General features: G+C 64.5%; 25 protein-coding genes. 14 read left to right on the plus strand and 11 right to left on the minus strand.

What is annotated here, in order from left to right; translation table 11 throughout:
• Positions 1 to 24: 24 nt before the first annotated feature.
• Positions 25 to 1,068: a LacI family DNA-binding transcriptional regulator gene (locus tag ACGFK1_RS12960; protein WP_393429053.1), complete on the plus strand. Its 1,044-nt coding sequence runs from the start codon at positions 25 to 27 to the stop codon at positions 1,066 to 1,068.
• Here ACGFK1_RS12960 and mmsB read toward each other — a convergent pair.
• The 3 genes from mmsB to chvE are packed head-to-tail and all read right to left on the minus strand — an operon-like array spanning position 1,065 to position 4,925.
• Complete coding sequence (gene mmsB / locus ACGFK1_RS12965; RefSeq protein WP_393429056.1) at positions 1,065 to 2,309, minus strand: multiple monosaccharide ABC transporter permease; 1,245 nt, start codon at positions 2,307 to 2,309, stop codon at positions 1,065 to 1,067. The genes ACGFK1_RS12960 and mmsB overlap by 4 nt on opposite strands.
• A gap of 1 nt (position 2,310) precedes the next feature.
• Positions 2,311 to 3,840 (minus strand): multiple monosaccharide ABC transporter ATP-binding protein, encoded by a 1,530-nt coding sequence (gene mmsA, locus ACGFK1_RS12970; protein ID WP_393429059.1) that lies wholly within the window; start codon positions 3,838 to 3,840, stop codon positions 2,311 to 2,313.
• Positions 3,837 to 4,925: a multiple monosaccharide ABC transporter substrate-binding protein gene (gene chvE, locus ACGFK1_RS12975; RefSeq protein ID WP_393429062.1), complete on the minus strand. Its 1,089-nt coding sequence runs from the start codon at positions 4,923 to 4,925 to the stop codon at positions 3,837 to 3,839. Before chvE ends, mmsA begins: the two co-directional genes overlap by 4 nt.
• A 334-nt stretch (positions 4,926 to 5,259) precedes the next feature.
• On the opposite strand from chvE, the gene ACGFK1_RS12980 reads away from it, so the two are divergent.
• Genes ACGFK1_RS12980 through araA form a run of 8 tightly spaced genes read left to right on the plus strand, consistent with a single transcriptional unit; the run spans position 5,260 to position 14,756 of the window.
• Complete coding sequence (locus ACGFK1_RS12980) at positions 5,260 to 6,231, plus strand: ABC transporter substrate-binding protein (protein WP_393429065.1); 972 nt, start codon at positions 5,260 to 5,262, stop codon at positions 6,229 to 6,231.
• 20 nt (positions 6,232 to 6,251) lie between these two features.
• Positions 6,252 to 7,787: a sugar ABC transporter ATP-binding protein gene (locus ACGFK1_RS12985; RefSeq protein ID WP_393429068.1), complete on the plus strand. Its 1,536-nt coding sequence runs from the start codon at positions 6,252 to 6,254 to the stop codon at positions 7,785 to 7,787.
• Positions 7,784 to 8,857, plus strand: coding sequence for an ABC transporter permease (locus tag ACGFK1_RS12990; RefSeq protein ID WP_393429071.1), 1,074 nt, complete (start codon positions 7,784 to 7,786; stop codon positions 8,855 to 8,857). The genes ACGFK1_RS12985 and ACGFK1_RS12990 overlap by 4 nt, the downstream gene beginning before the upstream one ends.
• Entirely contained in the window at positions 8,854 to 9,855 is a 1,002-nt protein-coding gene (locus ACGFK1_RS12995; protein ID WP_393429074.1) for a sugar ABC transporter permease YjfF, read from the plus strand. Before ACGFK1_RS12990 ends, ACGFK1_RS12995 begins: the two co-directional genes overlap by 4 nt.
• A complete protein-coding gene (locus tag ACGFK1_RS13000) occupies positions 9,852 to 10,871 on the plus strand; it encodes a LacI family DNA-binding transcriptional regulator (RefSeq protein WP_393429077.1) in 1,020 nt (339 codons plus the stop codon). Before ACGFK1_RS12995 ends, ACGFK1_RS13000 begins: the two co-directional genes overlap by 4 nt.
• An 8-nt stretch (positions 10,872 to 10,879) precedes the next feature.
• Complete coding sequence (araB, locus tag ACGFK1_RS13005; protein ID WP_393429080.1) at positions 10,880 to 12,544, plus strand: ribulokinase; 1,665 nt, start codon at positions 10,880 to 10,882, stop codon at positions 12,542 to 12,544.
• On the plus strand, positions 12,544 to 13,248 hold the full coding sequence (locus ACGFK1_RS13010) for an L-ribulose-5-phosphate 4-epimerase (RefSeq protein ID WP_393429083.1): 705 nt from the start codon (positions 12,544 to 12,546) through the stop codon (positions 13,246 to 13,248). Before araB ends, ACGFK1_RS13010 begins: the two co-directional genes overlap by 1 nt.
• Positions 13,245 to 14,756, plus strand: a complete 1,512-nt coding sequence (gene araA / locus ACGFK1_RS13015) for an L-arabinose isomerase (protein ID WP_393429086.1) — start codon at positions 13,245 to 13,247, stop codon at positions 14,754 to 14,756. Before ACGFK1_RS13010 ends, araA begins: the two co-directional genes overlap by 4 nt.
• Before the next feature lie 242 nt (positions 14,757 to 14,998).
• On the opposite strand, the gene ACGFK1_RS13020 is transcribed toward araA, so the two are convergent.
• Together ACGFK1_RS13020 and ACGFK1_RS13025 are read right to left on the minus strand one after the other, a co-directional pair.
• The gene (locus ACGFK1_RS13020; RefSeq protein ID WP_393429089.1) at positions 14,999 to 15,985 is read right to left on the minus strand and encodes an MOSC domain-containing protein; all 987 of its coding nucleotides are present in this window, start codon (positions 15,983 to 15,985) and stop codon (positions 14,999 to 15,001) included.
• 19 nt (positions 15,986 to 16,004) lie between these two features.
• Positions 16,005 to 16,535, minus strand: coding sequence for a gamma carbonic anhydrase family protein (locus ACGFK1_RS13025; RefSeq protein ID WP_393429092.1), 531 nt, complete (start codon positions 16,533 to 16,535; stop codon positions 16,005 to 16,007).
• A 167-nt stretch (positions 16,536 to 16,702) separates the two neighbouring features.
• Here ACGFK1_RS13025 and ACGFK1_RS13030 point away from each other — a divergent pair, with 167 nt between their 5' ends.
• From ACGFK1_RS13030 to ACGFK1_RS13040, 3 genes are read left to right on the plus strand one after another with little or no spacing between them, the layout of a single operon-like run.
• Positions 16,703 to 17,851: a Rieske 2Fe-2S domain-containing protein gene (locus ACGFK1_RS13030; RefSeq protein ID WP_393429095.1), complete on the plus strand. Its 1,149-nt coding sequence runs from the start codon at positions 16,703 to 16,705 to the stop codon at positions 17,849 to 17,851.
• Positions 17,852 to 18,316 carry a hypothetical protein gene (locus tag ACGFK1_RS13035; protein ID WP_393429099.1) on the plus strand — a complete coding sequence of 155 codons (465 nt, stop codon included), beginning with the start codon at positions 17,852 to 17,854 and terminating at the stop codon, positions 18,314 to 18,316.
• A complete protein-coding gene (locus ACGFK1_RS13040) occupies positions 18,291 to 18,935 on the plus strand; it encodes a sensor domain-containing protein (RefSeq protein ID WP_393429102.1) in 645 nt (214 codons plus the stop codon). The genes ACGFK1_RS13035 and ACGFK1_RS13040 overlap by 26 nt, the downstream gene beginning before the upstream one ends.
• A 20-nt stretch (positions 18,936 to 18,955) precedes the next feature.
• Here the strand turns inward: ACGFK1_RS13040 and ACGFK1_RS13045 are convergent, their stop codons facing one another.
• Genes ACGFK1_RS13045 through ACGFK1_RS13055 form a run of 3 tightly spaced genes read right to left on the minus strand, consistent with a single transcriptional unit; the run spans position 18,956 to position 22,055 of the window.
• Entirely contained in the window at positions 18,956 to 20,101 is a 1,146-nt protein-coding gene (locus ACGFK1_RS13045; protein WP_393429106.1) for a sulfotransferase family protein, read from the minus strand.
• Positions 20,102 to 20,884, minus strand: coding sequence for an SDR family oxidoreductase (locus tag ACGFK1_RS13050; protein ID WP_393429109.1), 783 nt, complete (start codon positions 20,882 to 20,884; stop codon positions 20,102 to 20,104).
• A 4-nt stretch (positions 20,885 to 20,888) separates the two neighbouring features.
• On the minus strand, positions 20,889 to 22,055 hold the full coding sequence (locus tag ACGFK1_RS13055; RefSeq protein ID WP_393429112.1) for a hypothetical protein: 1,167 nt from the start codon (positions 22,053 to 22,055) through the stop codon (positions 20,889 to 20,891).
• Between the two features lie 48 nt (positions 22,056 to 22,103).
• On the opposite strand from ACGFK1_RS13055, the gene ACGFK1_RS13060 reads away from it, so the two are divergent.
• Both ACGFK1_RS13060 and ACGFK1_RS13065 read left to right on the plus strand, forming a co-directional pair.
• Positions 22,104 to 23,012, plus strand: coding sequence for an IclR family transcriptional regulator (locus ACGFK1_RS13060; protein ID WP_393429115.1), 909 nt, complete (start codon positions 22,104 to 22,106; stop codon positions 23,010 to 23,012).
• Positions 23,013 to 23,070: 58 nt separating this feature from the next.
• The gene (locus tag ACGFK1_RS13065) at positions 23,071 to 23,502 is read left to right on the plus strand and encodes a hypothetical protein (RefSeq protein ID WP_393429118.1); all 432 of its coding nucleotides are present in this window, start codon (positions 23,071 to 23,073) and stop codon (positions 23,500 to 23,502) included.
• Positions 23,503 to 23,512: 10 nt separating this feature from the next.
• Here ACGFK1_RS13065 and ACGFK1_RS13070 read toward each other — a convergent pair whose 3' ends face one another.
• The 3 genes from ACGFK1_RS13070 to ACGFK1_RS13080 are packed head-to-tail and all read right to left on the minus strand — an operon-like array spanning position 23,513 to position 25,619.
• On the minus strand, positions 23,513 to 24,220 hold the full coding sequence (locus ACGFK1_RS13070; RefSeq protein WP_393429121.1) for a TIGR03943 family putative permease subunit: 708 nt from the start codon (positions 24,218 to 24,220) through the stop codon (positions 23,513 to 23,515).
• Positions 24,217 to 25,209, minus strand: coding sequence for a permease (locus tag ACGFK1_RS13075; protein ID WP_393429124.1), 993 nt, complete (start codon positions 25,207 to 25,209; stop codon positions 24,217 to 24,219). Before ACGFK1_RS13075 ends, ACGFK1_RS13070 begins: the two co-directional genes overlap by 4 nt.
• Before the next feature lie 26 nt (positions 25,210 to 25,235).
• Entirely contained in the window at positions 25,236 to 25,619 is a 384-nt protein-coding gene (locus ACGFK1_RS13080) for a hemophore-related protein (protein WP_393429127.1), read from the minus strand.
• Positions 25,620 to 25,638: the final 19 nt, after the last annotated feature.

Genomic DNA, 25,638 nt, shown 5'->3' on the forward strand with positions numbered 1-25,638 from the left:
TCGGCACGAGAGGGGGTCGCATCGATGGCGGGAGGCGTCGACAGGCCGGGGCGGCGTCGCGAGGGCCGACCGGTCAACATGTTCGACGTCGCCAAGGCAGCGGGCGTCTCCCATCAGACCGTGTCCCGCGTGCTCAACGACTCGGCCGCGGTGAAGGAGTCGACTCGTCGTCGAGTCAACGCCGCGATCGACGAATTGGGCTACCACCGTAATCTCGCGGCCAGGGCGCTCGCCACACACCGGTCGAACACGTTGGGCGTGATCTGTTTCGACAGCACGCTGTACGGCCCGGCGAGCATGCTGTACGCGATCGAACACGCCGCGCGGGGAGCCGGCTACTTCGTCAGCGTGGCAAGCGAATCCACCATCGACAGCACGACGTTGCCGCGGACACTGAACCGGCTGACCGAACAGTCGGTGGAAGGTGTCGTGGTGATCGCGCCGCTTTCCGAAACCCACGACGCGCTCTCGCGGCTGCGCCGAGACATCCCAGTGGTGGCCGTGGATGCCACCGGTGGACTCGGCCTGCCGGTGGTGAGCGTCGACCAGTTCGATGGTGCCCGACAGGTCACCAGGCATCTGCTGGAGCAGGGCGCATCGACCGTATGGCATGTCACCGGCGCCGAGGGCTGGACAGAAACCGAGGCGCGGCTGGCTGGGTGGCATCGTGAGCTGACCGATGCCGCACGCGCGATTCCCGAACCGCTGCACGGCAACTGGTCGCCGGCATCCGGGTATCAGGCCGGTATCGCACTGGCAAGACGGGCCGACGTCGAGGCGGTGTTCGTCGCGAACGATCAGATGGCACTTGGCGTCTTGCGTGCGTTCGCCGAGGCGGGCCGGGCGGTACCCGACGATGTTTTGGTCGCAGGCTTCGACGATGTGCCGGAGGCCGAGTTCTACTCTCCGCCGCTGACCACCGTCCGTCAGGATTTCACCACTGTCGGCCGAACGAGCGTGGAAATGCTGCTTGCCCGGATCGAAGGCACCGATTCCGGATCGGCCGACGATCAGCCGACACTGGTGCCCGCTCAACTCGTCGTACGGCAGAGCACCCGGCGGAGTTAACGGCCGCCCTTGCGCTTGTTGTAGACGTCGAATCCCACGGCGACCAGCAGCACGAGTCCCTTGATCACCTGTTGGACATCGCTGCCGATGCCGAGGATGGACATGCCGTTGTTCAACACGCCGAGCACCAGACCGCCGACGATAGCCCCGAACACCGTGCCGACACCGCCACTGGATGAGGCACCGCCGATGAAGGCCGCCGCGATGGCCTCGAGCTCGAAGTTGATGCCGGCCTGTGGCGTCGCGGAGTTCAGCCGCGCGGCGAACAACAGGCCCGCGACGGCGGCGAGCATGCCCATGTTGACGAACACCAACAGCGTCACCCGCTGATTGCGGATGCCGGACAGCCGAGCTGCCGCCGAGTTTCCGCCGACCGCGTACACCCGTCGGCCGAGGACCGTGTTGCGCATGACAAACGCGTAGATCAACGTCAGTACCACCAGGATGATCCCGACGATGGGCACGCCGCGGTAGCTTGCCAGCAGCAGCGTGAACGCCGCAAGCGCTGCGACGATCGCCGCGCACTTGGCCACGAACAGCGTGATGGCCGAAACCTGCTGTCCGTAGCGGATTTGCGAGCGCCTGCGCCGGATCTGTGCCACCAGGGTAGCCACCATGATGACCGCACCGAGGATGACCGTCGGCCAGTGATAGACGGCGCCGGTCCCGATCTCCGGCAGGAATCCGCTGCTGACCTGCTCGAGGCCGCGCGGCATCGGGGCGATCGACTGGCCCTCGAGCAGATACTGTGTCGCGCCGCGGAAGACGAGCATGCCGCCGAGGGTGACGATGAACGAAGGGATCCCGACGTAGGCGATCCAGAATCCCTGCCACGCACCGATCAGCGCGCCGATGCCCACGCACACCCCGACGGCCAACAGCCAGGGCATGTCGTTGCGCACCATCAGGACTCCGGAGACCGCGCCGATGAAACCGGCGATTGAGCCGACGGACAGGTCGATGTGGCCGGAGATGATGACGATGACCATGCCGATCGCCAGCACCAGGATGTAGCCGTTTTGTTGAATGATGTTGGTGACATTGAGCGGCTTGAGCAGGATGCCGCCGGTCCAGATCTGAAACAGCAGGACGATGGCGGCGAGCGCCACCACCATGCCGGACTGCCGCACGTGCGACATGAAAAACGACGAAACGCGCTGACGTAGGCCGGGTCGGTTCGGCCCATCGGACTGTGGTTGCGCCTCTGGATTCTCAGACGCCTTCTCGACGGTGGTAGTCACCTTAGGCACGTCCTTCCAACATGTACCGCATCAAGGTTTCCTGCGTCGCATCGGCCTGCGCCACCTCACCGGTCAGCCTGCCCTGGCTCAAGGCGTAGATACGGTCGCAAATGCCAAGCAACTCAGGCAGTTCCGAGGAGATGACCAGCACGGCCTTACCGCGCGCGGCGAGTTCGTTGATGATGGTGTAGATCTCGTACTTCGCGCCGACATCGATACCGCGGGTCGGCTCGTCCAGGATCAGTACGTCGGGATCGGTGAACAGCCACTTGCTGAGCACGACCTTCTGTTGGTTGCCGCCCGACAGCTTGCCGGTCACGGCCGATACCGAGGAAGCCTTGATCCTCATCGACCCGCGGAACCGCTCCCCGACAGTTAGCTCCTCATGCTGATCGACGATCCCCCGCTTGCTGATCTTGCGCAGCGACGGCAGCGTGATGCTCTGGGCAATGCTGTCCATCAGGTTGAGCCCGAGGTGCTTGCGGTCCTCGGTGGCATAGGCGATCCCATTGGCGATGGCATCGGTCACCGTGCGGGTGCTGACCTCCCGATCACCTTTGAAGACCTTGCCGTCTAGGTACTTTCCGTAGGAGCGGCCGAATACGCTGAGTGCGAGTTCCGTCCGGCCCGCGCCCATCAGTCCGGCGATTCCAACGATTTCGCCGGCACGCACGTTCAGCGAGACGTCGTCGACCACCTTGCGGTGTTGGTCGATCGGGTGCAGCACCGTCCAATTGGTCACCGCGAATGCGACGTCGCCGATCTCGCGTTCGGTGCGGGGCGGGAATCGGTGGGTGAGGTCCCGGCCCACCATGCCGCGGACAATGCGGTCCTCGGTGAGCTCATCGTCGACGGACATCGTCTCGATGGTGTGGCCGTCCCGCAGGATGGTGATGCTGTCCGCCACTTCCATCACCTCATTGAGCTTGTGCGAGATGATGATCGAAGTGATGCCTTGCCTGCGCAGCTCCAGGATGAGGTCGAGCAGATGACGACTGTCGGAATCGTTGAGCGCCGCAGTCGGTTCGTCCAGAATCAGCAGGCGAACCTCCTTCGACAGCGCCTTCGCGATCTCGACGAGCTGCTGCTTGCCGACGCCGATATCGGCGACCCGGGTTTGCGGGCTCTCCCGAAGCCCGACCCGGTCGAGCAGCGCCTGTGCCTCGACAAGCGTGTGATCCCAACTGATCACACCCCTTCGGCTCTGTTCGTTGCCGAGGAATACGTTCTCCGCAATCGATAGGTACGGCACCAGCGCGAGCTCCTGGTGGATGATCGCGATCCCGGCGCGCTCGCTGGACCGAATGTCCTTGAACTCGCACATACGCCCGTCGAGAAGGATTTCACCCACGTAGTCCCCGTGCGGGTACACCCCGCTGAGCACCTTCATCAAGGTCGACTTGCCTGCGCCGTTCTCGCCGCAGATGGCATGGACGGCACCGGCGGTCACCGTCAGATCGACATCCGAGAGCGCCGTGACGCCGGGGAACCGCTTGGTGATGCCCCGCATCTCCAAGAGCGTTGAGGTCATTGCACCTGAGCTTCGGTGTAGTAGCCCGAATCGACAAGTACCGCTTTGTAGTTCGACTTGTCGACACTGACCGGCTGAAGCAGGTACGAGGGGACGACCTTCACGCCGTTGTTGTACGTGGTCGTGTCGTTGACCTCTGGCTTGCCACCGGTGAGGACCGCGTTGGCCTCCTGAACGGCGGCCTTTGCGAGTTCACGGGTGTCCTTGAACACCGTCTGTGTCTGCTCCCCCGCGACGATGGACTTCACCGACGCCAATTCGGCGTCCTGCCCTGTGACGATCGGCAGCGGCTTGGTGGCGTTGCCGTAGCCTGCACTTTTCAGCGCCGAGAGCACGCCACGCGAAATTCCGTCATAGGGCGACAGCACCGCGTCGACCCTGGCCGTGGTGTAGGCCTGACTCAGCAGGTTGTCCATCCGGGATTGGGCCAGGCCGCCGTCCCACCGCAGGGTCGCGATCTGGTCAAACGACGTCTGGCCGCTCTTGACGATCAGCTTTCCGCTGTCGAGGTAGGGCTTGAGCACGCTCATGGCGCCGTCGAAGAAATAGGTGGCGTTGTTGTCATCGGGTGAGCCGGCGAACAGTTCGAGGTTGAACGGCCCTTTCCCCTGGCCGAGCCCGAGCTTGTCGATAATGTAATTGCCCTGCAGCACACCCACTTTGAAGTTGTCGAAGGTGGCGTAGTAGTCCACATTCGGTGTGCCTTTGATCAGGCGGTCATAGCTGATCACCGGGATCTTGGCGTCCGCCGCGTGTTGCAGCGTGGTGGTCAGCGACGAACCGTCGATCGGCGCGACGACCAATAACTTGACGCCCTTGGTGATCATGTTCTCGATCTGGGACACCTGGTTCTGCACGACGTCGTCGCCGTATTGCAAGTCGGTGGTGTAGCCAAGGGCCTGGAACTGGTCCACCATGTTCTTGCCGTCGGCGACCCAACGCTCTGACGACTTGGTCGGCATCGCGATGCCCACCGTGCCCTTCTCCACGCTGCCGCCACTCGCCGTGTCGGCGGACCGACCGCAACCCGAGAGAGCCAACGCCGTCAGCACCGCCATTACGGCGAGCCAGATCAACTTCCTCACGAATGCCTCCTCCTCGGGGGGACGCGGTCGGCCAGGCTCCGGCGTCCAAATGTGAGCGTTAACATGCCGGGCGATAGTATGTGAGCCAACTCACTGGCTTGTCAACAAGGTGCCCGAAACGGTGCACTGATCTGCGCACTTGGCAAATTTCTCGCCGGCACTGAGGCGGCGTCACGGCGAAGGCCGCGCCAAAAACACGGCCGTTGACAGGCCGTAATTGTTAACGCTAACATCCTCGCTTTGTAACGCCGGTCACACCCGCAGGACGGCGCGATGCGCGCTGACCTCGCCCGCAGCGACCGATTTCTACAGAACCGACAAACAAGGAGTCGCGGTGAAGAGAACAGTTGCAGCGGCGCTTGGTGCGCTGATCGCAGCAACCATGGTGGGGTGCGGCAGCGGTCCGGCGCCCGGCGGAAACGCGGACGGCAAGGTCACGATGGGCTTCGCTCAGGTGGGCGCTGAGAGCGGGTGGCGCACCGCGAACACGAAGAACATTCAGGAAGCTGCCGCGGCCGCGGGCGTCGACTTGAAGTTCTCCGATGCCAACGGCAAACAGGAGAATCAGATCTCCGCGATCCGCTCGTTCATTCAGCAGCACGTTGACGTCATCGCTTTCAGTCCCGTCGTCCGCACGGGCTGGGATGCGGTCCTTCTGGAAGCCAAGAACGCCAAGATTCCTGTGATACTCACCGACCGCGCCGTCGATACTCAGGAGACCGACGTCTACAAGACCTTCGTCGGCGCCGACTTCGTCGAGGAAGGCCGGCGCGCAGGCGATTGGGTGGTCAAGCAGTACGCCACCGCGCCACAACCGGTGAACATCGTGGAGTTGCAGGGCACCACTGGCGCCGACCCCGCCATCGACCGGAGCAAGGGCTTCTCCGAGGCCATCGCGGCCAATCCGAACCTGAAGGTGATCGCTTCGCAGACAGGCGATTTCACCCGGTCGGGTGGCAAGCAGGTGATGGAGGCCTTCCTGAAGGCACACCCGAAGATCGATGTCGTGTTCGCCCAGAACGACGACATGGGACTGGGTGCGATGGAGGCGATTGAGGCGGCCGGACTCAAGCCCGGGCAGGACGTCAAGATCGTGGCCGTCGACGCCACCCATGACGGTATGCAGGCATTGGCCGACGGCAAGTTCAACTACCTCGTCGAGTGCAATCCACTGCTGGGACCGCAACTGATGGACCTGGCCAAGAAGGTGGTTGCCGGTGACAGCGTGCCGGCCCGTGTTGTCGTGCCGGACAAGACATTCGACCAACAACAAGCCATCGCGGCCCTGCCGGACCGCAAGTACTGACCGACCGGAAGACACGCACCATGTCATCGACATCCGCCGCGCAGCCCGTGGCTCCTGTGGTGGAGATGCGCGATGTCAGCATCAGCTTTCCCGGGGTGAAGGCACTGGACCGGGTCACGTTGCGGCTGCTGCCGGGTGAGGTGCACGCCTTGATGGGTGAGAACGGCGCGGGAAAGTCCACGCTCATCAAGGCGCTCACCGGGGTGTACGATCTCGACGCAGGCAGCATCACGGTCGCCGGTGTGCCATGCCGGTTCTCGGGCCCTCGGCAGGCCCAGGATGCCGGGATCAGCACGGTGTATCAGGAAGTCAACCTGTGCACCAATCTGACCGTCGCTGAGAACATCTTGCTCGGCCGTGAACCGCGCCGACTCGGTCGAATCGATCATCGGGGGCTCAATCGGCGTGCCCGCGAGCTGCTTTCAGAGCTCGAGCTCGACGTGGATCCCCGTTCGTTACTCGGCACGCATTCGGTCGCGGTTCAGCAACTCGTCGCGATTGCACGGGCCACTGCAGTGTCGGCGCGAGTGCTGATCCTCGACGAACCGACGTCGAGCCTGGACGCCGACGAGGTCGCCGAGCTCTTCAGGGTGATCCGGCGGTTACGCGACGGCGGCACGGCGGTGCTCTTTGTCTCGCACTTCCTCGACCAGGTTTACGAGATCTCAGATCGGATGACGGTGCTGCGCAACGGTGAGCGGGTCGGCGAGTACCTCACCGCCGTGTTCAACCACCACCAGCTGGTCACCGCGATGCTCGGCCGCGAACTCGACCTACTCGACGAAATCGGCGACACCGAGCCGGGGACGCATCGCAACGACCTGGCGCCGCCGATCGTCAGCACCTCGGGCATCGGCCGCGAGCCGCGGGTACATCCGGTCAGCCTCGACATCGCATCCGGTGAGGTGGTCGGCCTGGCCGGCTTGCTCGGTTCGGGCCGAACGGAATTGGCCAGATTGCTGTTCGGCGCCGACAGGCCGACGAGCGGGCAGATCAACGTCGACGGAAAGCCAGCCCGACTGCGATCTCCACGAGCTGCAATCGGTCACAGATTTGGCTTCACCTCCGAGAACCGCAAGGGGGAGGGCATCGTCGGCGAGCTCAGCGTGCGGGACAACCTCGTGCTGGCGCTGCAGGCACGGCGCGGCTTCGCGCGGCCGCTGTCGGCGAAGGCCAAGAACCGGTTGGTCCGCCGCTATATGGACATGCTCGACATCCGACCGCGAGATCCCAACGCGCTGATCAAGAACCTGAGCGGAGGCAATCAGCAGAAGGTGTTGCTGGCGCGCTGGTTGATCACCCAACCCACGCTGCTCATTCTCGATGAGCCCACCCGTGGCATCGATGTCGGCGCCAAGGCGCAGATTCAGAAGCTGATCACGGAGCTGGCCGCCGACGGTATGGCGGTGTTGTTCATCTCGGCCGAACTCGATGAGGTCGCGCGCATCAGCGACCGTATCGCGCTGATGCGCGACGGACACAACATCGCCCAGATCAACGGCGGCTGCCCGGTTTCGGAGCTCACCCGGCTCATCGCAAGCGGGAGCCAACGATGACGCGCCGGCTGGTGAGCTCGCCGCTGCTGTGGCCCGTGCTGGCGCTGATCGCCCTGCTGTGCCTCAACATCGCTCTGACACCGTCCTTCTTGACCATCCGTGTCGAGGACGGCCACCTCTATGGAAGCGTGATCGACATCCTGCGCAATGGCGCGCCCACCATGCTCGTCGCCCTCGGAATGACGCTCGTCATCGCGTCCCGGGGTATCGACCTCTCGGTCGGCGCGGTGATGGCGATCTCCGGCGCGCTCGCCTGCGCACACATTGCGTCCGCAGCGGACGGGAGCAGTGTGCTCACCGTTGTGACCGCCATGCTCATCGCACTCGGCGTCGCCGTTGCGCTCGGGCTCTGGAACGGAATCCTGGTCTCCAGTCTGGGGATCCAACCGATCATCGCGACGTTGGTGCTGATGACTGCGGGTCGAGGCATCGCCCTGCTGGTCACGAAAGGTCAGATCGTCACCGTCACCAGCGATCCGTTCAAAGTTCTCGGCGCCGGATACGTTCTCGGCCTGCCGGTGGCGATCTTGGTGAGTTTGGCTGTCTTCGCCGTCGTCGGATTGGTCACCCGCCGCAGCGCGCTCGGCATGTTGTTGGAAGCCATCGGTATCAACCCCGAAGCCAGTCGATTGGCCGGCGTGCGTTACCGCACAATCGTTTTCGCCGTCTACGTATTCAGCGCCATGTGCGCCGGTGTCGCAGGCTTGATGATCGCCTCCAACATATCCGCGGCAGACGCCAACAACGCAGGCCTGTGGATCGAGATGGACGCCATCCTCGCGGTGGTGATCGGCGGCACGTCATTGCTTGGCGGGCGCTTCAGCCTGACCGGAACCATACTCGGAGCCTTGATCATCCAGACCCTGACCACCACCGTGTACACGGCGGGTATCACGCCCGAGACCACCCTTGTGTTCAAGGCGATCGTCGTCATCGCTGTTTGTTTGATGCAAGCCCCGAAGTTCCGGCGACTGGTTCGACGACGCCGTGGAGCAGGCAAGCGACCTGCCATCCCGAGTACCGACATATCCGAACCCACGCGAGAAACGGACAAGGTGGCGGCATCGTGAGCACCCAGACCCTGCGTCGCCCACCGGTCGTCCTCACCTCGATCGGTGAGCGGATGCGAGGACGGTACCTGTCCCCCATCGCCTCCCTCGTCCTGTTCATCGCGCTGTTCGGCACCGTCATCGTGCGGTACGGATTCGCCAGTCCCGGGCAGGTGTTTTTGAACCTGCTCGTCGACAACGCCCACCTGATCGTGCTGGCCGTCGGCATGACATTCGTGATCCTCACCGGCGGAATCGATCTCAGTGTCGGCTCGGTCGTCGCCCTGTCCACCGTGATCCTTGCCAAGACGCTGCAATCGGGTTGGCCGGCACCCGTTGCCATCGCGACCGTGCTACTGGTCGGCACTGTGCTCGGGTTGCTGATGGGTACGGTCATCGAGTTCTTCGACGTACAACCGTTCATCGTCACACTCGCCGGGATGTTCCTGGCTCGCGGACTGTGCTACGTGATAAGCGTTGACACGCTGCCGATCAAGAACCCCCTGCTGAGGGCGCTCGGCTTGAACTATCTGTACCTGTACGAGGACAAGTTCATCCGCTGGACAGTCATCATCGCGCTGACCGTCGTTGTGGTCGCGGTCTACATCCTGCACGAGACCCGATTCGGGCGAACCGTTTACGCGATCGGTGGAAGCAGGCAGTCGGCTCAGCTGATGGGGCTCGCTGCCGCGCGTACTCAAGTCTCGGTGTATGTGGTCAGTGGCTTCTGCGCCGCACTTGCCGGCTTGCTGCTGGGCGTCCAGAAGTTGTCGGGCTACAGCCTCAACGGAGTGGGACTCGAACTGGATGCGATCGCTGCCGCAGTGATTGGCGGGGTATTGCTCTCCGGCGGCGTCGGTTTCGTGCTCGGCTCGCTCATCGGGGTCCTGGTGCTGGGCACCATCCAGGTCTTCGTCACCGCGGAAAACCTTGATTCCTACTGGACCCGGATCATGACAGGCGTCCTGCTGCTGGTATTCGTGTTGGTGCAACGAGTGCTGGTCAGGAACACCCGATGACCGCAGAACCGGCCCCGCGCAGACCCGTCATGGCAGACGTCGCAAAGCTGGCAGGCGTCTCGCATCAGACCGTGTCGCGGGTCATCAACGGCTCGGCGAGCATCCGGCCCAGCACCAGGGAGCGGGTGGAACGCGCGATCGCCCATCTCGGCTATCGGCCCAACACGGCCGCCCGCGCGTTGGTCACGCGGCGGTCGAAGATCATCGGGATCATCGGCAGCAACACCGCCCTGTACGGTCCGACCAGCATCCAGTTCTCGATTCAGGACGCCGCTCGGGCCGCAGGCTACTTCACCAGCCTGGTCACACTCGCCGCGGTCACACACGACGAATTACGCGGCGCCCTTGACTATCTCGGCCGCCAGTCGGTGGAGGCGATCGTCATGATCGTCACCCAGCAGGATGCGCTTGCCGTGGTCCGCTCGGAGGCCACCACCATCCCGCTGATCGTCGTCGAGGGTGAGCTGTCCGGACGTGGCCTGAGCGTGGGAGTTGATCAAGCCGAAGGGGCTCGGCTGGCGACGCAGCATCTGATCGACCTCGGTCACCGCGACATCGTCCACGTCAGCGGCCCGCTGACGTGGACCGAGGCCCGAGCCCGCCGAACCGGCTATGTCGAGGTCATGCAAGCGGCGCGGCTGCCAGTGTTGGCGGATCTCGAAGGCGACTGGAGCCCAGGCAGGGGCTACCAGATCGGCCGAGAACTGGCCGATCGCAACGACTTCTCGGCGGTCTTCGTGGCGAATGACCAGATGGCAATCGGCATCCTGCAGGCGTTTTCGCAAGCGGGTATCAGGGTGCCCGAGGACGTCAGCCTGATCGGCTTTGACGACATTCCCGAGGCCGCCTACCTCAATCCAGCGCTGAGCACGGTTCGACAGGACTTCCACACGGTCGGCAGGCGGGCGATCGAGCTTCTGACCGCGGTCCTCGACGGCGTCGCCGCCACCACCCCGCTGCTCGCTCCCGAACTCGTTGTTCGCGCCAGTACCTGCCCCCGAGTCGGAACCACGTGAGGACATTGATGCCACGTCAGAAGTACACGGTCGGAATTGATTTCGGCACCCTCTCAGGACGCGCCGTCGTCGTGCGTGTCGACGACGGCGAGGAAATGGGCAGCGCCGACCACGACTACGAGCACGGGGTGCTGACTCAGGCTCTGCCCGTCGGCGATGTGCGGTTGCCCGCGGAATGGGCGCTCCAGGTGCCCGACGATTACCGGAAGGTGCTGAAAACCGCGGTACCTGAAGCGATCCGGCGGGCCGGTGTCGACCCTCGCGATGTGATCGGGATCGGCACTGATTTCACCGCCTGCACGATGGTTCCCGTGCTCTCGAACGGCACCCCCCTGTCTGAGACGGCCGCCTTCGCTGAGCGGCCGCACGCATATGCGAAGTTGTGGAAACACCATTCCGCGCAGGTACAGGCCGATCGGATCAACTCCCTGGCCAGTGACCGGAACGAACTGTGGCTCAAGCGATACGGCGGATTCATCTCCAGTGAGTGGGAGTTCGCGAAGGCCTTGCAGATCCTCGAAGAGGACGCGGAGGTCTATCACGCCATCGACAGATGGGTGGAAGCCGCCGACTGGATCGTCTGGCAGCTGTGTGGCAAGTACGTGCGTAACGCGTGCAGCGCCGGGTACAAGGGCATCCTCCAGGACGGGCAGTACCCGTCCCGCGAATTCCTGACCGCCCTGCACCCCGAGTTCGCCGATTTCGTCGATACCAAACTCGACCACCCGATCGGCGCGCTCGGCGCGAGCGCCGGACCACTGACCGAGGAAGCGGCCGGGTGGACCGGGCTGGCGGCAGGCATACCGGTCGCGGTCGGCAACGTCGACGCGCATGTGACAGCGGCCGCGGCCGACTCCCTCGAACCCGGCCAACTACTGGCCATCATGGGCACCTCAACCTGCCACGTGCTCAACTCCGATGTGCTGCAGGAAGTTCCGGGCATGTGCGGCGTCGTCGACGGCGGCATCGTCGCCGGCTACTGGGGTTACGAGGCGGGTCAGTCCGGCGTCGGGGACATCTTCGCGTGGTTCATCGACAACTGCGTTCCGCAGGCCGTTCACGAACAGGCGCGGGCCCGCAACATGTCCGTTCACGACCTGCTCACCGAACAGGCAGCAGACCAGCGCGTCGGTCAGCACGGCCTCGTGGCACTCGATTGGCACAGCGGCAATCGGTCGGTGCTGGTCGATCACCAGTTGTCGGGCGTGATGGTCGGGCAGACCCTGGCCACCACCTGTGCCGACATGTACCGCGCGCTGCTGGAGGCGACCGCGTTCGGCACCCGGATGATCGTCGAAACATTCAGCAACAGCGGGGTTCCGGTCACCGAAGTCGTCATCGGCGGCGGCCTTTTGAAGAACCGCCTGCTCATGCAGATCTATGCCGACGTCATAGGACTGCCCCTTTCGACGGTCAATTCGACGCAGGCGCCCGCGCTTGGCGCGGCCATTCACGCCGCCGCGACCGCAGGCGCTTATCAGACCGTGCCGGCCGCAGCGAAGCAGATGGGCGGTCGTACGCACCACGCGTACACGCCGATCGGCGAGCACGCCGCACGCTACGACGCGTTGTATGCCGAGTACGTCAAGCTGCACGACTGGTTCGGCCGCGGCAACGCAATGATGCGGACGCTGCGCACGATAGCCGCCAACGCACGAGCCGAAAGAAGCTGATGACCGTCACCTCCGAGATCCAGACCATCGTCGAAGATCTGCGCCGGGAAGTCTGTGCGCTGCACGCGCAGCTGACGAAGTATCAGCTCGTCATCTGGACCGCGGGCAACGTCTCGGCCCGTGTGCCCGGGCGCGACTTGATGGTGATCAAACCGTCCGGCGTGGATTACGACGCGTTGGCTCCCGACGACATGGTGGTGTGCGACCTGCACGGCAACCTGGTGGACGGTCGGTTCGCGCCGTCCTCGGACACCGCAGCACATGCCTATGTCTACCGGCACATGCCCGAGGTGGGCGGTGTGGTGCACACCCACTCGACGTATGCCACCGCGTGGGCGGCAAGGGGCGAACCCATCCCGTGCGTGTTGACGATGATCGCCGACGAGTTCGGCGGCGACATTCCGGTCGGCCCGTTCGCGTTGATCGGGGACGACTCGATCGGCCGCGGCATCGTGGAGGCACTACGGCACAGCCGATCTCCCGCCGTGTTGATGCGCAACCACGGGCCGTTCACCGTCGGACCCGACGCGCGCTCGGCAGTCAAGGCGGCCGTCATGGTCGAGGATGTCGCGCGCACCGTGCACATTGGTCGACAACTCGGCGCACTCGAGAAGATCGACGACAGCGACATCACCGCGCTGTTCGACCGCTACCAGAACGTCTACGGCCAGCAGGCAGCTGCGCAGGAAGGTTCAACACCATGATCGATTCAGGAATGGTCGACGGCGAAGTGTGGTTCGTCACCGGGAGCCAGGCCATGTACGGCGAGGAAACCCTCGATCAGGTGGCGCGCCAGTCTCGCCAGCTCGCCGAACAACTCGACGGCAGCGCCGAGATCCCGATCAGGATCATCTGGGTACCGACAGTTGTCACCTCCGACAACATCGCGGCGGTGATCCGGCAGGCCAACGACAGCGCGCACTGCGTCGGCGTGATCGCGTGGATGCACACCTTCTCCCCAGCCAAGATGTGGATCCGCGGGCTGAAGGCACTGCAGAAGCCCCTGTTGCATCTGCACACCCAGTTCGGTGTCGAGTTGCCATGGGGCAGCATCGATATGGACTTCATGAACCTCAACCAGGCCGCGCACGGCGACCGGGAGTTCGGCTACATCCAGTCGCGGCTCTCGACGCCGCGCAAAACCGTCGCCGGGCACGTCAGCGATCAACGCACCCGCGCACGCATCGGGGCATGGACGCGCGCCGCGCTCGCCGCCGCCGAACTCGCTACCCTGCGGGTCGCGCGGTTCGGCGACAACATGCGCAACGTCGCCGTCACTGAGGGCGACAAGGTCGAGGCGGAAGCACATTTCGGCGCCTCGATCAACACCTATGCGGTCAACGATCTGGTCGACATGGTGGAGCGGGTGCCTGCGTCGGAGGTCGACAAACTGGTGCGCGAGTACGAGAACGCCTACCGGCTGGCGCCAGAACTGCGCCCAGGAGGTGAGCGCCATACCTCGCTTCGGCACGGCGCACAGATCGAGGCTGGGCTGCGGAAGTTCCTGGAAACCGGCAGCTTTCACGCGTTCACCACGAACTTCGAAGACCTGGGCGGGCTGCGCCAGCTGCCCGGCCTCGCGGTGCAGCGGCTGATGGCCGACGGCTACGGGTTCGGCGCAGAGGGCGACTGGAAGACCGCCGTGATGCTGCGAGCGGTCAAGGTGATGGCCGAGGGACTGCCCGGCGGTACCTCGTTCATGGAGGACTACACCTACGACCTGACCGCGGGCGCTGAACGAGTGCTCGGCGCTCACATGCTCGAGGTGTGCCCGTCCATCGCCGCGGAGGTGCCGTCGCTGGAAGTGCATCCGCTGTCGATCGGCAGCCGAGAGGACCCGGTCCGATTGCGGTTCACGGCGGCACCGGCGGATGCGGTGATTCTCGGAATCAGCGATATCGGTTCACGATTCCGACTGGTGGCCAACGAGGTTCGGGTAGTCGAGCCGCCGGCACCGCTGCCGAAGCTGCCCGTTGCATGCGCGGTGTGGGAGCCGCGCCCGAACTGGTCCGTCGCCGCCGAGACATGGCTGGTGGCGGGCGCACCGCACCACACCGTGCTGACCACAGCGGTCGGGACGGAGATGCTCGAGGACTTCGCCGCGATGACCGAGACAGAGTTGCTGGTGATCGACGCCGACACCACTGTGCGCGGTTTTGTTCGAGAGCTCAAGTGGAACGACGTGTACCACCACGTCGCCGCCGGGCTCTGACGCCACCGCACGCGTATGCGGCCATTGGATCGCTTCGACCGCGACTTGCTGTCGTTCATGGTCAGCTGGGCGCCGTACGGCGGACCGCCGGACAACGAGTGCTTCGTCGAATTCGGAATGAGCGCCGACCGGGTGCGTGAGCGGTGTGTGCACGTGGTTTCCACGGCGCGCGCCGCAGATTGCGCCGACGAGGAGCGTGAGCTATTGCTGCGCACCTGCCGGTTACTGCTGGGCCAGCGGGGTCAACGCGACAGCCGGTCGATGCCCATGTTGACCAATCCGAATGTGATCCGCTTCGCGCGACGGCCGGCCTCGCCGAGGAACCGACGCGATGCGTTGGCGGGCCGCAACGCGACATCGTCGCCGACCCGCACCCTGCCGCCGGTGTCGACCCAGCAGTAGACGCCGAGGCAGCGCTCCGCACGCGTGGCCACGACCTTGGTGATTCGGCGATCAACCTCGAATCCGGGTTGCGCCCGGCTGGGAACGACGCAGCGGATCGTCGGCATCGTGACCTCCAGGACGGTGCCACCGACTGCGAGCTGCGCTCCGGTCCAATGTGACTCCGGCAGCCCGTCGGCTGGATCATCAACCGCGAGAAGCACATTGGGCCGAAACCGGCGCACATCAAGATCACTGCCGACTTCGGCGCCGATGGTCGCCAGGCTGGTCTTGGTCAGCACATGCAGCGGAGCCAAGTCGACGAACATCCCCGGTGGGGTGGAGTAGCGGGTGAAGTTGACCATGTCCGAAAACCGCATCATCGACAGATCAGGCAACTTGTCGTCGTCCGCGAGGCCGAACGCCGCCCGAAGCCATCCCGCCGACATGGTTTCGGAGCGCTCCGCGCGTGAGAGTTCGTGCAGGCGGGTGTCGTCGACCGGCGGCAATGCGGTCAACTCGACCTCACGGTGGGCCAATTCAGAGAGTTTGGTGTTCACGCCGCTGTCGCTGCTGGGCACCACCGATCCGTCGGGAAAGGTGATCGCCACCTCGGGAACGTTGCCGGGGCCTGCGTCCGGCGGAACAGCGTCGAGGTATCGAGCGGTCGCAGTCAGCAGTGCTGGGAGTTGGCGCGCAGAGGCCGTGACGCCCTTCTCGACGTCGCGAACCGCCCACAGTCGATCACCGAGGACTCCCCTCGGCCCCACGTCGGCATGTTCGATTCGAGCGCCGCCCAGCGACTTGACGGGATAGCGCCACAGTTCGGCGACCTGACCTATGGTCATGGCGCCACGCTACGGCGCGCTATTCGGAAACGGGTCGCATTCCGGTCATGTAGCGGCGGGCCAGGTCCTGATACGCCCCGGGGTTGGTGTCGACCCACATCTGGGCACCGGTGCCCGCGACCGGCCCTCGCACCTTCGCGGGGGCACCGGTCACCAGCACCTCGTCGGGAATCTTCGTGCCACCGACCACCAGCGAATGCGCGGCGATCAGGCTGCGGGCGCCGATGACAGCGCCGTCGAGGACCGTGCAGTGGTTGGCGAGCACCGCCTGGGCCCCGATGTGTACTCCGTGCACCACACACCCGTGCGCGACGGTGGCCCCAGGGCCGACGTCGACAGGAATGCCCGGCGGCGCGTGCAGCACGCAGCAGTCCTGTACGTTGGCGCCTTCCCGGACGATGATCGGTGCGAAGTCGGCGCGGATGACCGCGTTGAACCACACCGACGCGCCTGCCTCGACATGCACGTCGCCAACCAGCGTGGCGGTGGGCGCGACAAACGCGCCTGGATCGACCGTCGGTGATCGGCCCTCGAATGAGTACAACGGCATCGTCTAGATATACCGCAGGTAAACCCAGCGACGAGCGGTTGCGCGTGGGGGCACCTCCCGCCCGCGAAGCTGGGCAGGGGGAGAGCCGATCAACCGCGTCGATTGCGCCCCGCTGGGCAAAAACTGTAACGTGTTCTAGTTAGAGAGCACAGATTGGGAGACCAGAGGTGACCACCGAAACCGCAGGCATCCGCGAAATCGACGCCGGCACGCTGCCGGACAGGTACGCGCGAGGCTGGCACTGCCTTGGCCCGGTGCAGGACTATTTGGACGGCAAACCGCACGGCATCGAGATTTTCGGGACCATGTTGGTGGTTTTCGCCGATTCGCACGGCGACATCAAAGTTCTTGATGGCTACTGCAGGCACATGGGCGGCAACCTGGCGCAGGGCACCATCAAGGGTGACGAGGTCGCCTGCCCCTTCCACGACTGGCGCTGGGGCGGCGACGGCAAGTGCAAGTTGGTGCCCTACGCCAAGCGCACCCCGCGATTGGCCCGCACCAGGTCGTGGACGACCGATGTGCGCGGCGGACTGCTGTTCGTCTGGCACGACCACGAGGGCAATCCACCGCAACCAGAGGTGCGCATCCCGGAGATTCCAGAGGCGGCCAGCGACGAGTGGACCGATTGGAAGTGGAACTCGATCCTGATCGAAGGCTCCAACTGCCGCGACATCATCGACAACGTCACGGATATGGCGCACTTCTTCTACATCCATTTCGGGCTGCCGACGTACTTCAAGAACGTGTTCGAGGGCCACATCGCGTCGCAGTACCTGCACAACGTGGGCCGTCCCGATGTCGACGACATGGGCACCACTTACGGTGAGGCGCATCTGGATTCGGAGGCGTCGTACTTCGGTCCGTCGTTCATGATCAACTGGCTGCACAACAGTTATGGCGGATTCAAGGCCGAGTCGATCCTGATCAACTGCCACTATCCGGTCACCCAGAACTCGTTCATGCTGCAGTGGGGGGTGATCGTCGAGAAGCCCAAGGGACTCGATGAGGAGACCACCGAAAAGCTGGCGACAGTGTTCACCGAAGGGGTCAGTAAGGGCTTCCTGCAGGACGTCGAAATCTGGAAACACAAGACCCGCATCGAGAATCCGCTGCTTGTCGAGGAAGACGGCGCGGTCTATCAGATGCGCCGGTGGTACCAACAGTTCTACGTCAACGCCGCCGACGTCAGTTCGGACATGACCGACCGGTTCGAGATCGAGATCGACACCACTGCGGCCAACGAGAAGTGGCACGTCGAAGTCGAAGAGAATCTCAAGCAACAGGCTGCCGAGAAGGAAAAGGCCGGTTCGTAAATGACCGCGCGCAAGGACGCCCCGGACGCCGACCGGCTGGCACGGTCGATGCTGGAGCTCTACGGCGCACACGATGATCACGAGGGACACGGTGCCCATGCGGAGGGCGGGGCGCCGAAATCTGCTGGCGCACCGAACTTCGCGTCGGATCCCGATCGCGCCGCGGCGGTGCGCGAAGCCACGCAGCGTGATCGCCAGCGGTACTTGACATCTGGTTTGGTGTCCGTCGACTGCCGGTTCTGCCACGTCGCGGTGCAGGTCAAGAAACTCGGCCCCGGCCATACATCGGTGCAGTGGAACACTGAAGCCTTGCAGCGGTGTGCATATTTCAGCGAGATCCGGCAATCCGGCGGTGACTCCGCTCGAGCGAAATCCTGTCCGAAGCTCGCCGACAGCATCAGACACGCGGTGGCCGAGGGGTGTTTAGAGGAAATGTCCAGTGCCCCTTCGCCGGGCGACGGCTAGTCTGCTGATCAGCCTCGCCGTCGCGGGCTGCACCCGAGATGCCGAGGCGCCGACGCCGCGGCCTGAGCGACCGGTGGCACCGATCACCGCGCTTCAGGTCGACGACCTGTTGAGCGACAAGGTTCAAGACAAGGACGGCAACCTGTTCGTCACCGTCACACCGCCGCAGTGCGCCGGGCTGGCGCGGGAGGTGGACCCGCCGCTGATCTTCGATCTGGACCCGGCGGCGACCGACGGCGGACACTGGGTGACCGAGGACGGCCCCGACGTGGTCATCGACGAGGCCGTCGGCGTCTACCACGCCGACTTTGACCCGGAGTACGCGCTCGCGCAGACCGCACGCACCATCGAATCGTGCCGCGATGTGCCGTTCACTGTCACCGACATGCGCGGCCGCGACTACCACTTCCGGTTGCTGCCGCACATCGAATCGGGGTCACCGGACGTCGTGCTCTACTCGTTTCGGGCGCCCGACTGGGCGTGTGACAACGCGTTCGTCGCGGCGCACAACGCGGCGGTGCGAATCTCGACGTGTGCGGCCGTCAACGGATACGACGTGCTGTCACTGGCTCACGACGCGCTGAAACGCATCGAGGAGCTGGCCAATACGACGGCCTGAGCTTTCTCGCGCGTTAGAAGCTAGAGCCCCTTGAAGCGGTCCTTGACCTGCTCGCCCGTCAGGCCGTAATCGGCCAGTGAATAACTGTGCTTCGGGGCGCGGGGGCCCTTCTTGCTCTCGGCATGGGTATCCTCCGCCGCCGTCCTTGCCTCGTCGCTGAAATCGATGCCGAAGTGCCGATAGATCTTCTCCAGCTCGCGGACCGGTTCAGCGATGAAGTCGAAATAGTCCATGTCGTAGAATTGGGACGAATCATGTTTGACCCGTTCGGCATTGAACAACTCGAGTCCCCGAGACCACGTCTCCAATGCGTCCGCCCCGATCGTCTCACCGACAAATGTCGTCGACCAGCCCTCGGTCGTGTGCTGGGCCAACGAGCACATCGACGCCATGATCGTTTCGGGCGGCCGATGACACTGGACCACCAGCGCGTCGGGATACGTCGCGAACAACGCGTCGAGCGCGAACAGGTGGCTCGGATTCTTCAACACCCACCGCTTGTCCGCCTCGTTCAACCCGATGAGCTGAAGATTCTTACGGTGCCGCTGATACGGCGGCGTCCAGTCCTGGCGAGCCAGCCAGCCGGAGTAGGTGGGGATATGGGCGAGTGTCTCGTAGGACACCGAGTGCAGAGACTGCCGCAACAGCTGCCAGCATTCCTCCACATCGTCTGCGGTCATGTAATGCAGCCCGGTGTAATCCGGGTTCTCCTCGTGAGCTTTCTTGAAGCGCGCATCGAGGTCAGCGAAAACCGGGTTTTGCGGCCATGTTTCGCGTGGTGGGCGCGGCTGAGGGAATTCCGCAAGCCACAGTTCGAGGCCTTGATGCCGGGGATCGGCCGCCAACAGCCGATGCAGGGCGGTGGTGCCGGTGCGCGGCAGTCCGGTGACGAAGATCGGCCGCTCGATCGCGACATCTGTGTGCTGCGGATACTGTTTGAACGCGGCCTCCGACACCAGCCTCGCAACCAACGCGTTGCGCACGAAGAACCGCTGCATCTTGCTGCCGAACTCCGTCAGGTTCGCGTCGCGCGCGTACGAGTCGAGTAGCACCCCGAGCGCTTCGCGGTAGTTGTCGTCGTCGGTCCCGAAATCATCGAGCCCACAAGCCTTGATGGCGGACGCGTGCAACTCGTCGACGGTGCCTACGTTGGTACGGGCGGTCATTTAAGCCTTGTACTCCCCGCAGTTGACGTCGAGAGTCTGCCCTGTGATGCCGCTGGACAGATCACTGGCCATGAAGAGGATCGCCGAGGCGACTTCATCCTCCGTCGGCAGGCGCTTCAGATCGCTGTTGACAGCGGCGGCCTTGTAGATCTCGTCGACGGTCGTACCGTACTTACCGGCCTGGTGCTCGAAGTATCCCTTCAGCGTGCCGCCCCAAATGTAGCCCGGCAACACCGAATTCACCCGAACGCCGTGCGGGCCGAGCTCACTGGCCAGTGACTGGGACATGGCCAACAACGCGGACTTGGCCATCTTGTACGCACCCTGCTTGGGGTCGGAGTGACGCACCACCATCGAGTTGACGTTGACCACGGACCCCTTCGCCTCCGTCAATGCGGGCGTGAAGCCCTGAATCAGCCGCAACGCGCCGAGGACGGTGAGCTCCAGTGTGTCTCGGATGTGGTCGAACGTGGTGTTGGCGAAGGGCTTCATGGACGGCACCTTGAACGCGTTGTTGATCAACACGTCAACCTTGCCGTAGGCCTTCAGCGTCTCTTCGACGAGGTTGTTCACCTGATCCTCGTCGGTGATGTCGGTGCCGACCGACACCGAGCGCCTGCCCAGGTCGGTGATCTGCTTCGCCACGTCCTCCAGACGTTCCACCGTGCGGGCCGCGAGCACCAGATCCGCACCCTCCTCGGCGCATCGCCGCGCGAGCGTGGTGCCGAGCGCAGGGCCGACACCACTGATCACGACGACCTTGCTGTCCAGTAAGCCGGCCATTCTTCTACCCCACCATCCTGTGTCCAATTTGCGCCTGGCGCTGTGCGATTCGCGCGCGCCAGTCCTGCTCGGAGATCTTGTTCTGCTCGTAGTAGGGCAGCGACGCGGCAACTTTGTCGAAATCGACCACTTCGGCCGTCGGCCCGTCCGCCGCGGTGAGCTCCCGCGACACCCGCTGCCAGCGGAACTGCAGATAACCCTTGGGGTGGCCAAGCGTCTCCACCCAATTGGTGACGCCGGGGTTGCGGTCGGCGACCACGATTCGGATCTGTCCATCCGGATCCGCCTGCGCCTGAGTGCCGTTCAACGACGTCTGGTGGTTGATGTAGTCCAGCGAGATGTACCACAGGCTGCCCAACTGGAATCCGAGATAGGGCGCATCGCTCACGGGAAGCGTGATCACCATGGCCTGCCCCGGTGTCAGTTCGAAGTGGCCGACCGACGAGTACTGCGTGGCCAGCCCACCGGGGGTGAGCCGGGGCGCCACCAACGTGTTGACCGGAATGTTCGTGTAGAACCACTGCGGAAACTGCAACCAGGTCTTCACCCGCTGCACCAACTGCTTACCTGCAGTGGCGTAACGCTTTTCAATCAGCTGACGGGTCAGCGGCGGCGGTGCCGTGCCCGCGGTGTCGAGACGCTTGATGGCGAAGGACCCACGCTGCGCCGACCAGTCGTTGTAGACCTCTCTGATCACCAACTGCGACGGGGCGTCCGGGGAGAAGCGCCATTCGAAGGTGCCGTCCGCGCCGATGTCGAGTTTGCGGTCGTCGAATGCCGTCTCGCTGTCGGGCACCACTTCGTCGGTGTATTCACCGCCGAGCAGTTGAAAGCTCACGTCGGTTGTGGTGCCGCGCTTGCCAGTCACGACGTAGTCGTGGCCGGGCAACACGCGGGTGCCGAAATAGAGGGTGTCGGGATTGTCGAGGCCCATCTTCGTGAACGGACCCGTGCCGCTGTGCAGGAACGGGTGGTCGCGGTCGTAGTCGAACGCCACGTGGGTGCACGCCGCGATGCAGCCCGCCAGATACTGCAGACCCTCCAGCAGATCGGCCTCGGATTCGATGTGCGGGGCCTGCGCGACCAGCCTCTCGGCTTCGGCGATCGCATCGGTAAATGGCTTTGTGAACACGCTTCTGAAACTAGAACGCGTTCTACCGAGAGTCAACATATCGACCGCAACGGTACATATATGGAACGCCACGGGTACGCTCCAGGAATGTCCGCCACCGAGACCACCGGCCGTGCGTCGCCTCCCACCGAGCGCGTGGTGCGCATCCTGGACTTCCTTGCGACGTGCCCCGACGAGCGGTTCGGGCTCTCCGATCTCGCCCGCAGGCTCGGGCTGAGCAAGCCGACCTGTCTCGGCATCGTCACCTCCCTCACCGAGGCCGGCTATCTGGTGCGTGACCCGAACGACAAGACCTACCGCCTCGGTCCATCACTGATCACCCTCGGGCACAAAGCCCAGGAGTCCATGCGCGTCAGCCCCGCAGCCCGCGACGAGCTGCGCCGCCTGTCCGCACGCTTCGGTGTCACCGCCGCCCTCTCCGGCGTGATCGATGACAGAATCACAGTCCTGGATTTGGTGGCGCCATCCGGTGCAAGACCCGGCGTCGAGGTGGGGCAGAGTTATCCCTTCGCGCCTCCCGTCGGGCTGATGTTCGTGCTGTGGGACGACGAAGCCGAACGCGATTGGCTTGCAAAGGAACCCACGCTGCCGCTGCGGACGAACAGCGACCGGCTGAACCGGGTGATCACCGCGTGCCGCGCGGACGGTTACCTCGTGGAGCGCCTGACCCCTGGCGGACGGCGGCTGTACTCGTTGATGGCGGGCGTGCCGAGCAACCTGCCCGACGAACTGCGGGCGCTGCTCGGCGAATTGGTGTCCGATATCGGCGAACGGGTTTACCTGCGGGACGAGAATGCGGGCGGGCGCACCGCTCGTTTCGATATCAGCGTGATCTCGGCACCCGTCTTCGACCACTACCAACGCCAGGCGATGGTGGTGTCCATGCATATCGGAAAGTCGTTGTCCGACAATGAGATAAGCGAGCGTGCGCGCGCCGTGGTGGCAACAGCCGACGCGATCACCAAGCAATTGGGCGGTGCCAAGCCCACTCGTTAGGGGTGTTTGGCATCGCGTCACGACGGGTAGCCAGCCCGATGTCCGGGGGGGTCTTCACATGAACTACAAGTCGACGTTGGACAAGGAGTTCGGCATGAAGATCAAGAACATCGCTGCCAGCGCCGCAATTGCAGGCGCGCTGGGGATCGGGGCAACTGCGATCGGTAGCGGGCTCGCACAGGCCGACCCGCCGGGTCCGTGGCCTCCGATTCCACCGATTCCTGGCGATAACGCGTGGCTGCCCGGCGATCCGCCAGGACACAATCCCTGGGGTCCCCCCGGACAGCTGATGAAACAGCCGGGTCCGTTCTACGGAGTTCCGCCGGGCCAGTGGGATGATCCGGTGACGTTCGGCATGCCCGCCGTCTGGCTGCCGCCGAACATCGACGGCGTGACCGTGCCATTGCCTGTGCGGTTCAATCCCGATTTTCCGGGTTGGGGCGTTTGGGTGAACCCTGACTGGTTCGTCCCGCTGCCGCAGGTTCAATAGGCAGGCGCACTCAATAGGCATAGGTATTCGCTGGTTTGGCGACCTGAATCACCCGCGAAACTGCAATGGTGGGAACGAAATTCGTCGATAGCCCGGACGATCCGGGCACGACGCTGCCCTCTACCCGGAGCCAGGTGTCCTCCGGGTAGAGGGCCGCAACCCCGGCGGCGGGGCCGGACAGGTGCACGTGGGCCAGTTGCGCGTCGGCGGCGCAGCACACGATGACGACGCGGCCGAGGTCGGTGCCGGCCGGGTAGTGGAGCGTGAATCCGGTGAGCGTGATGAGGCGCCTGTCGAGGCTGTTGGTGGAATCGGCCGCGGCCCGCATCATCACGTCCGGAATGGACACCACAGGGGCCCGTCCTGCTGGAAGCGGAGGGAACGCACGCTTGGGCGGTGCCGTCGTGGAGAGGGCTTCTGGAGCAGCACCTTGCGCACCCAGTGGCGGCGGCACCACGAACGCGGTCAGCGCAATTGGCATCAGCAGCAGCCAGACCAGCCACGAGCGATGACGATGACCGTGATCGTCTTCAGACACGCCGCGGCGCAGATCCCGGACCATTGACGCGACGGCAAGCCCGATCAGGACGGCGCCCGCGGCGATCAGCCACGGCAGCAGAGACGGCTTGACGAAGTGCAGATAGTTACCCTTGACCACCATCAACAGGGCGCTCAACCCGACGAGCAGCACCACGGTGTGCTGCGCCCCCCGACTCATCGCGCACCGCCGAGGAAAACCATGCCGACCGCCGTCGCGACCAGCGTGGCCACTACAAACGTCGCAGGCCCGAACCGAACTGCGAAAGGCCTGCCGAACATGCCGGCCTGCATGGCCGCAAGCTTGAGGTCGACGGCAGGCCCGACGACGAGGAATACCAGTCGCGGCAGCAGCGGCAGCATTGTCAGGCTGGCGGCAACGAAAGCGTCGGCCTCCGAACACAGGGCCAACACGACGGCCAATACCGCCATGGTCAGCACGCCCGCGAAGGTGTTTCCGGCGAGATGTTGAAACACCCACGGAGGCAGGGCAACTCGTAACGCTGCTGCGGCAGCCGCGCCGAGCACCAGATAGGAGGCGGCCTGCAGGAAGTCGTGCCGGGCCGCTTCGGTGAACACCACCCAGCGTGACGCGCCGGTGTCAAGCGGGCTCGGCAGGCGCCGAGTCACCCATTCAGACCGGCCCCACCGAAGCCAGAGCAACCCCATCACCACCGAGGTGATCAGCGAGCCGGCGCAGCGCGCCACCACCATCGCGGGCTGGCCAGGGAACGCCACCGCGGTGGCCACCAGCACGACGGGGTTGATCGCGGGCGCCGACAACATGAACGTGAGCGCGGCCGCGCCGGAAACACCGCCGCCGAACAGCCGCCGTGCTATCGGCACCGATCCGCATTCACAGCCCGGCAGAGCTGCGCCCCCGACGCCCGCGACGGCGACCGCCAACGCGGGACGCGAGGGTAACCAGCGGGAGATGCGGTCGGCTGACACGAAGGCCGCGATCAGACCGCTGACCACCACACCAAGCACCAGGAACGGCAACGCCTGGACGAACACTCCGCAGAACACCGTCGCGGCCACACTGACGTCGACGTGTCGGGCCACAAATGCACTCATCGCGCCGGCCGATGAGGCCAGCGCGATGAGCGAAGCGAGCAAGACCTCCATGGATCCCACGCGCCTGCGGCGCGCGGTAGGGGCGGCGATCACCGCCCCATCTTGCCCGCGTTACCTGACTAGAGCGTCTGCAGAATCTCCGAGATCGGTGTCGGGGTCACGGTGACGCCGCACTGCGCCAGAAGGTCGTTCGCGGGCTGGTTGATGACCTGCAACTCGTTGGCGATCTGCGGGTTCGCGTCGAAGTACACCTGGTAGGCCTGCTCGGCCTGCTCAGGTGACTGTTTGGCGATATCCGTCAGTTCCTGGTTGGTCTGCGGATGCGCGGCCAGATAGGCCGCTGTGCTCGCCGACACCGAGCTCGCGGTGGTCGCGATGCCACTTTGGCTGCACGCGTCGGGCGCAGCATTGGCGACGGGCAGGACGATGGCCGCCGATCCGAAGGCCATCAGGCCACCGGCGAACATTCCGTAAAGGCCGCGTCGCACGGTCGTTGCGGACATATGCATCGAATCACTCCTT

Origin of the sequence: Mycobacterium sp. NPDC048908 (assembly GCF_043197955.1) — a bacterium.
Classification (GTDB): domain Bacteria; phylum Actinomycetota; class Actinomycetes; order Mycobacteriales; family Mycobacteriaceae; genus Mycobacterium.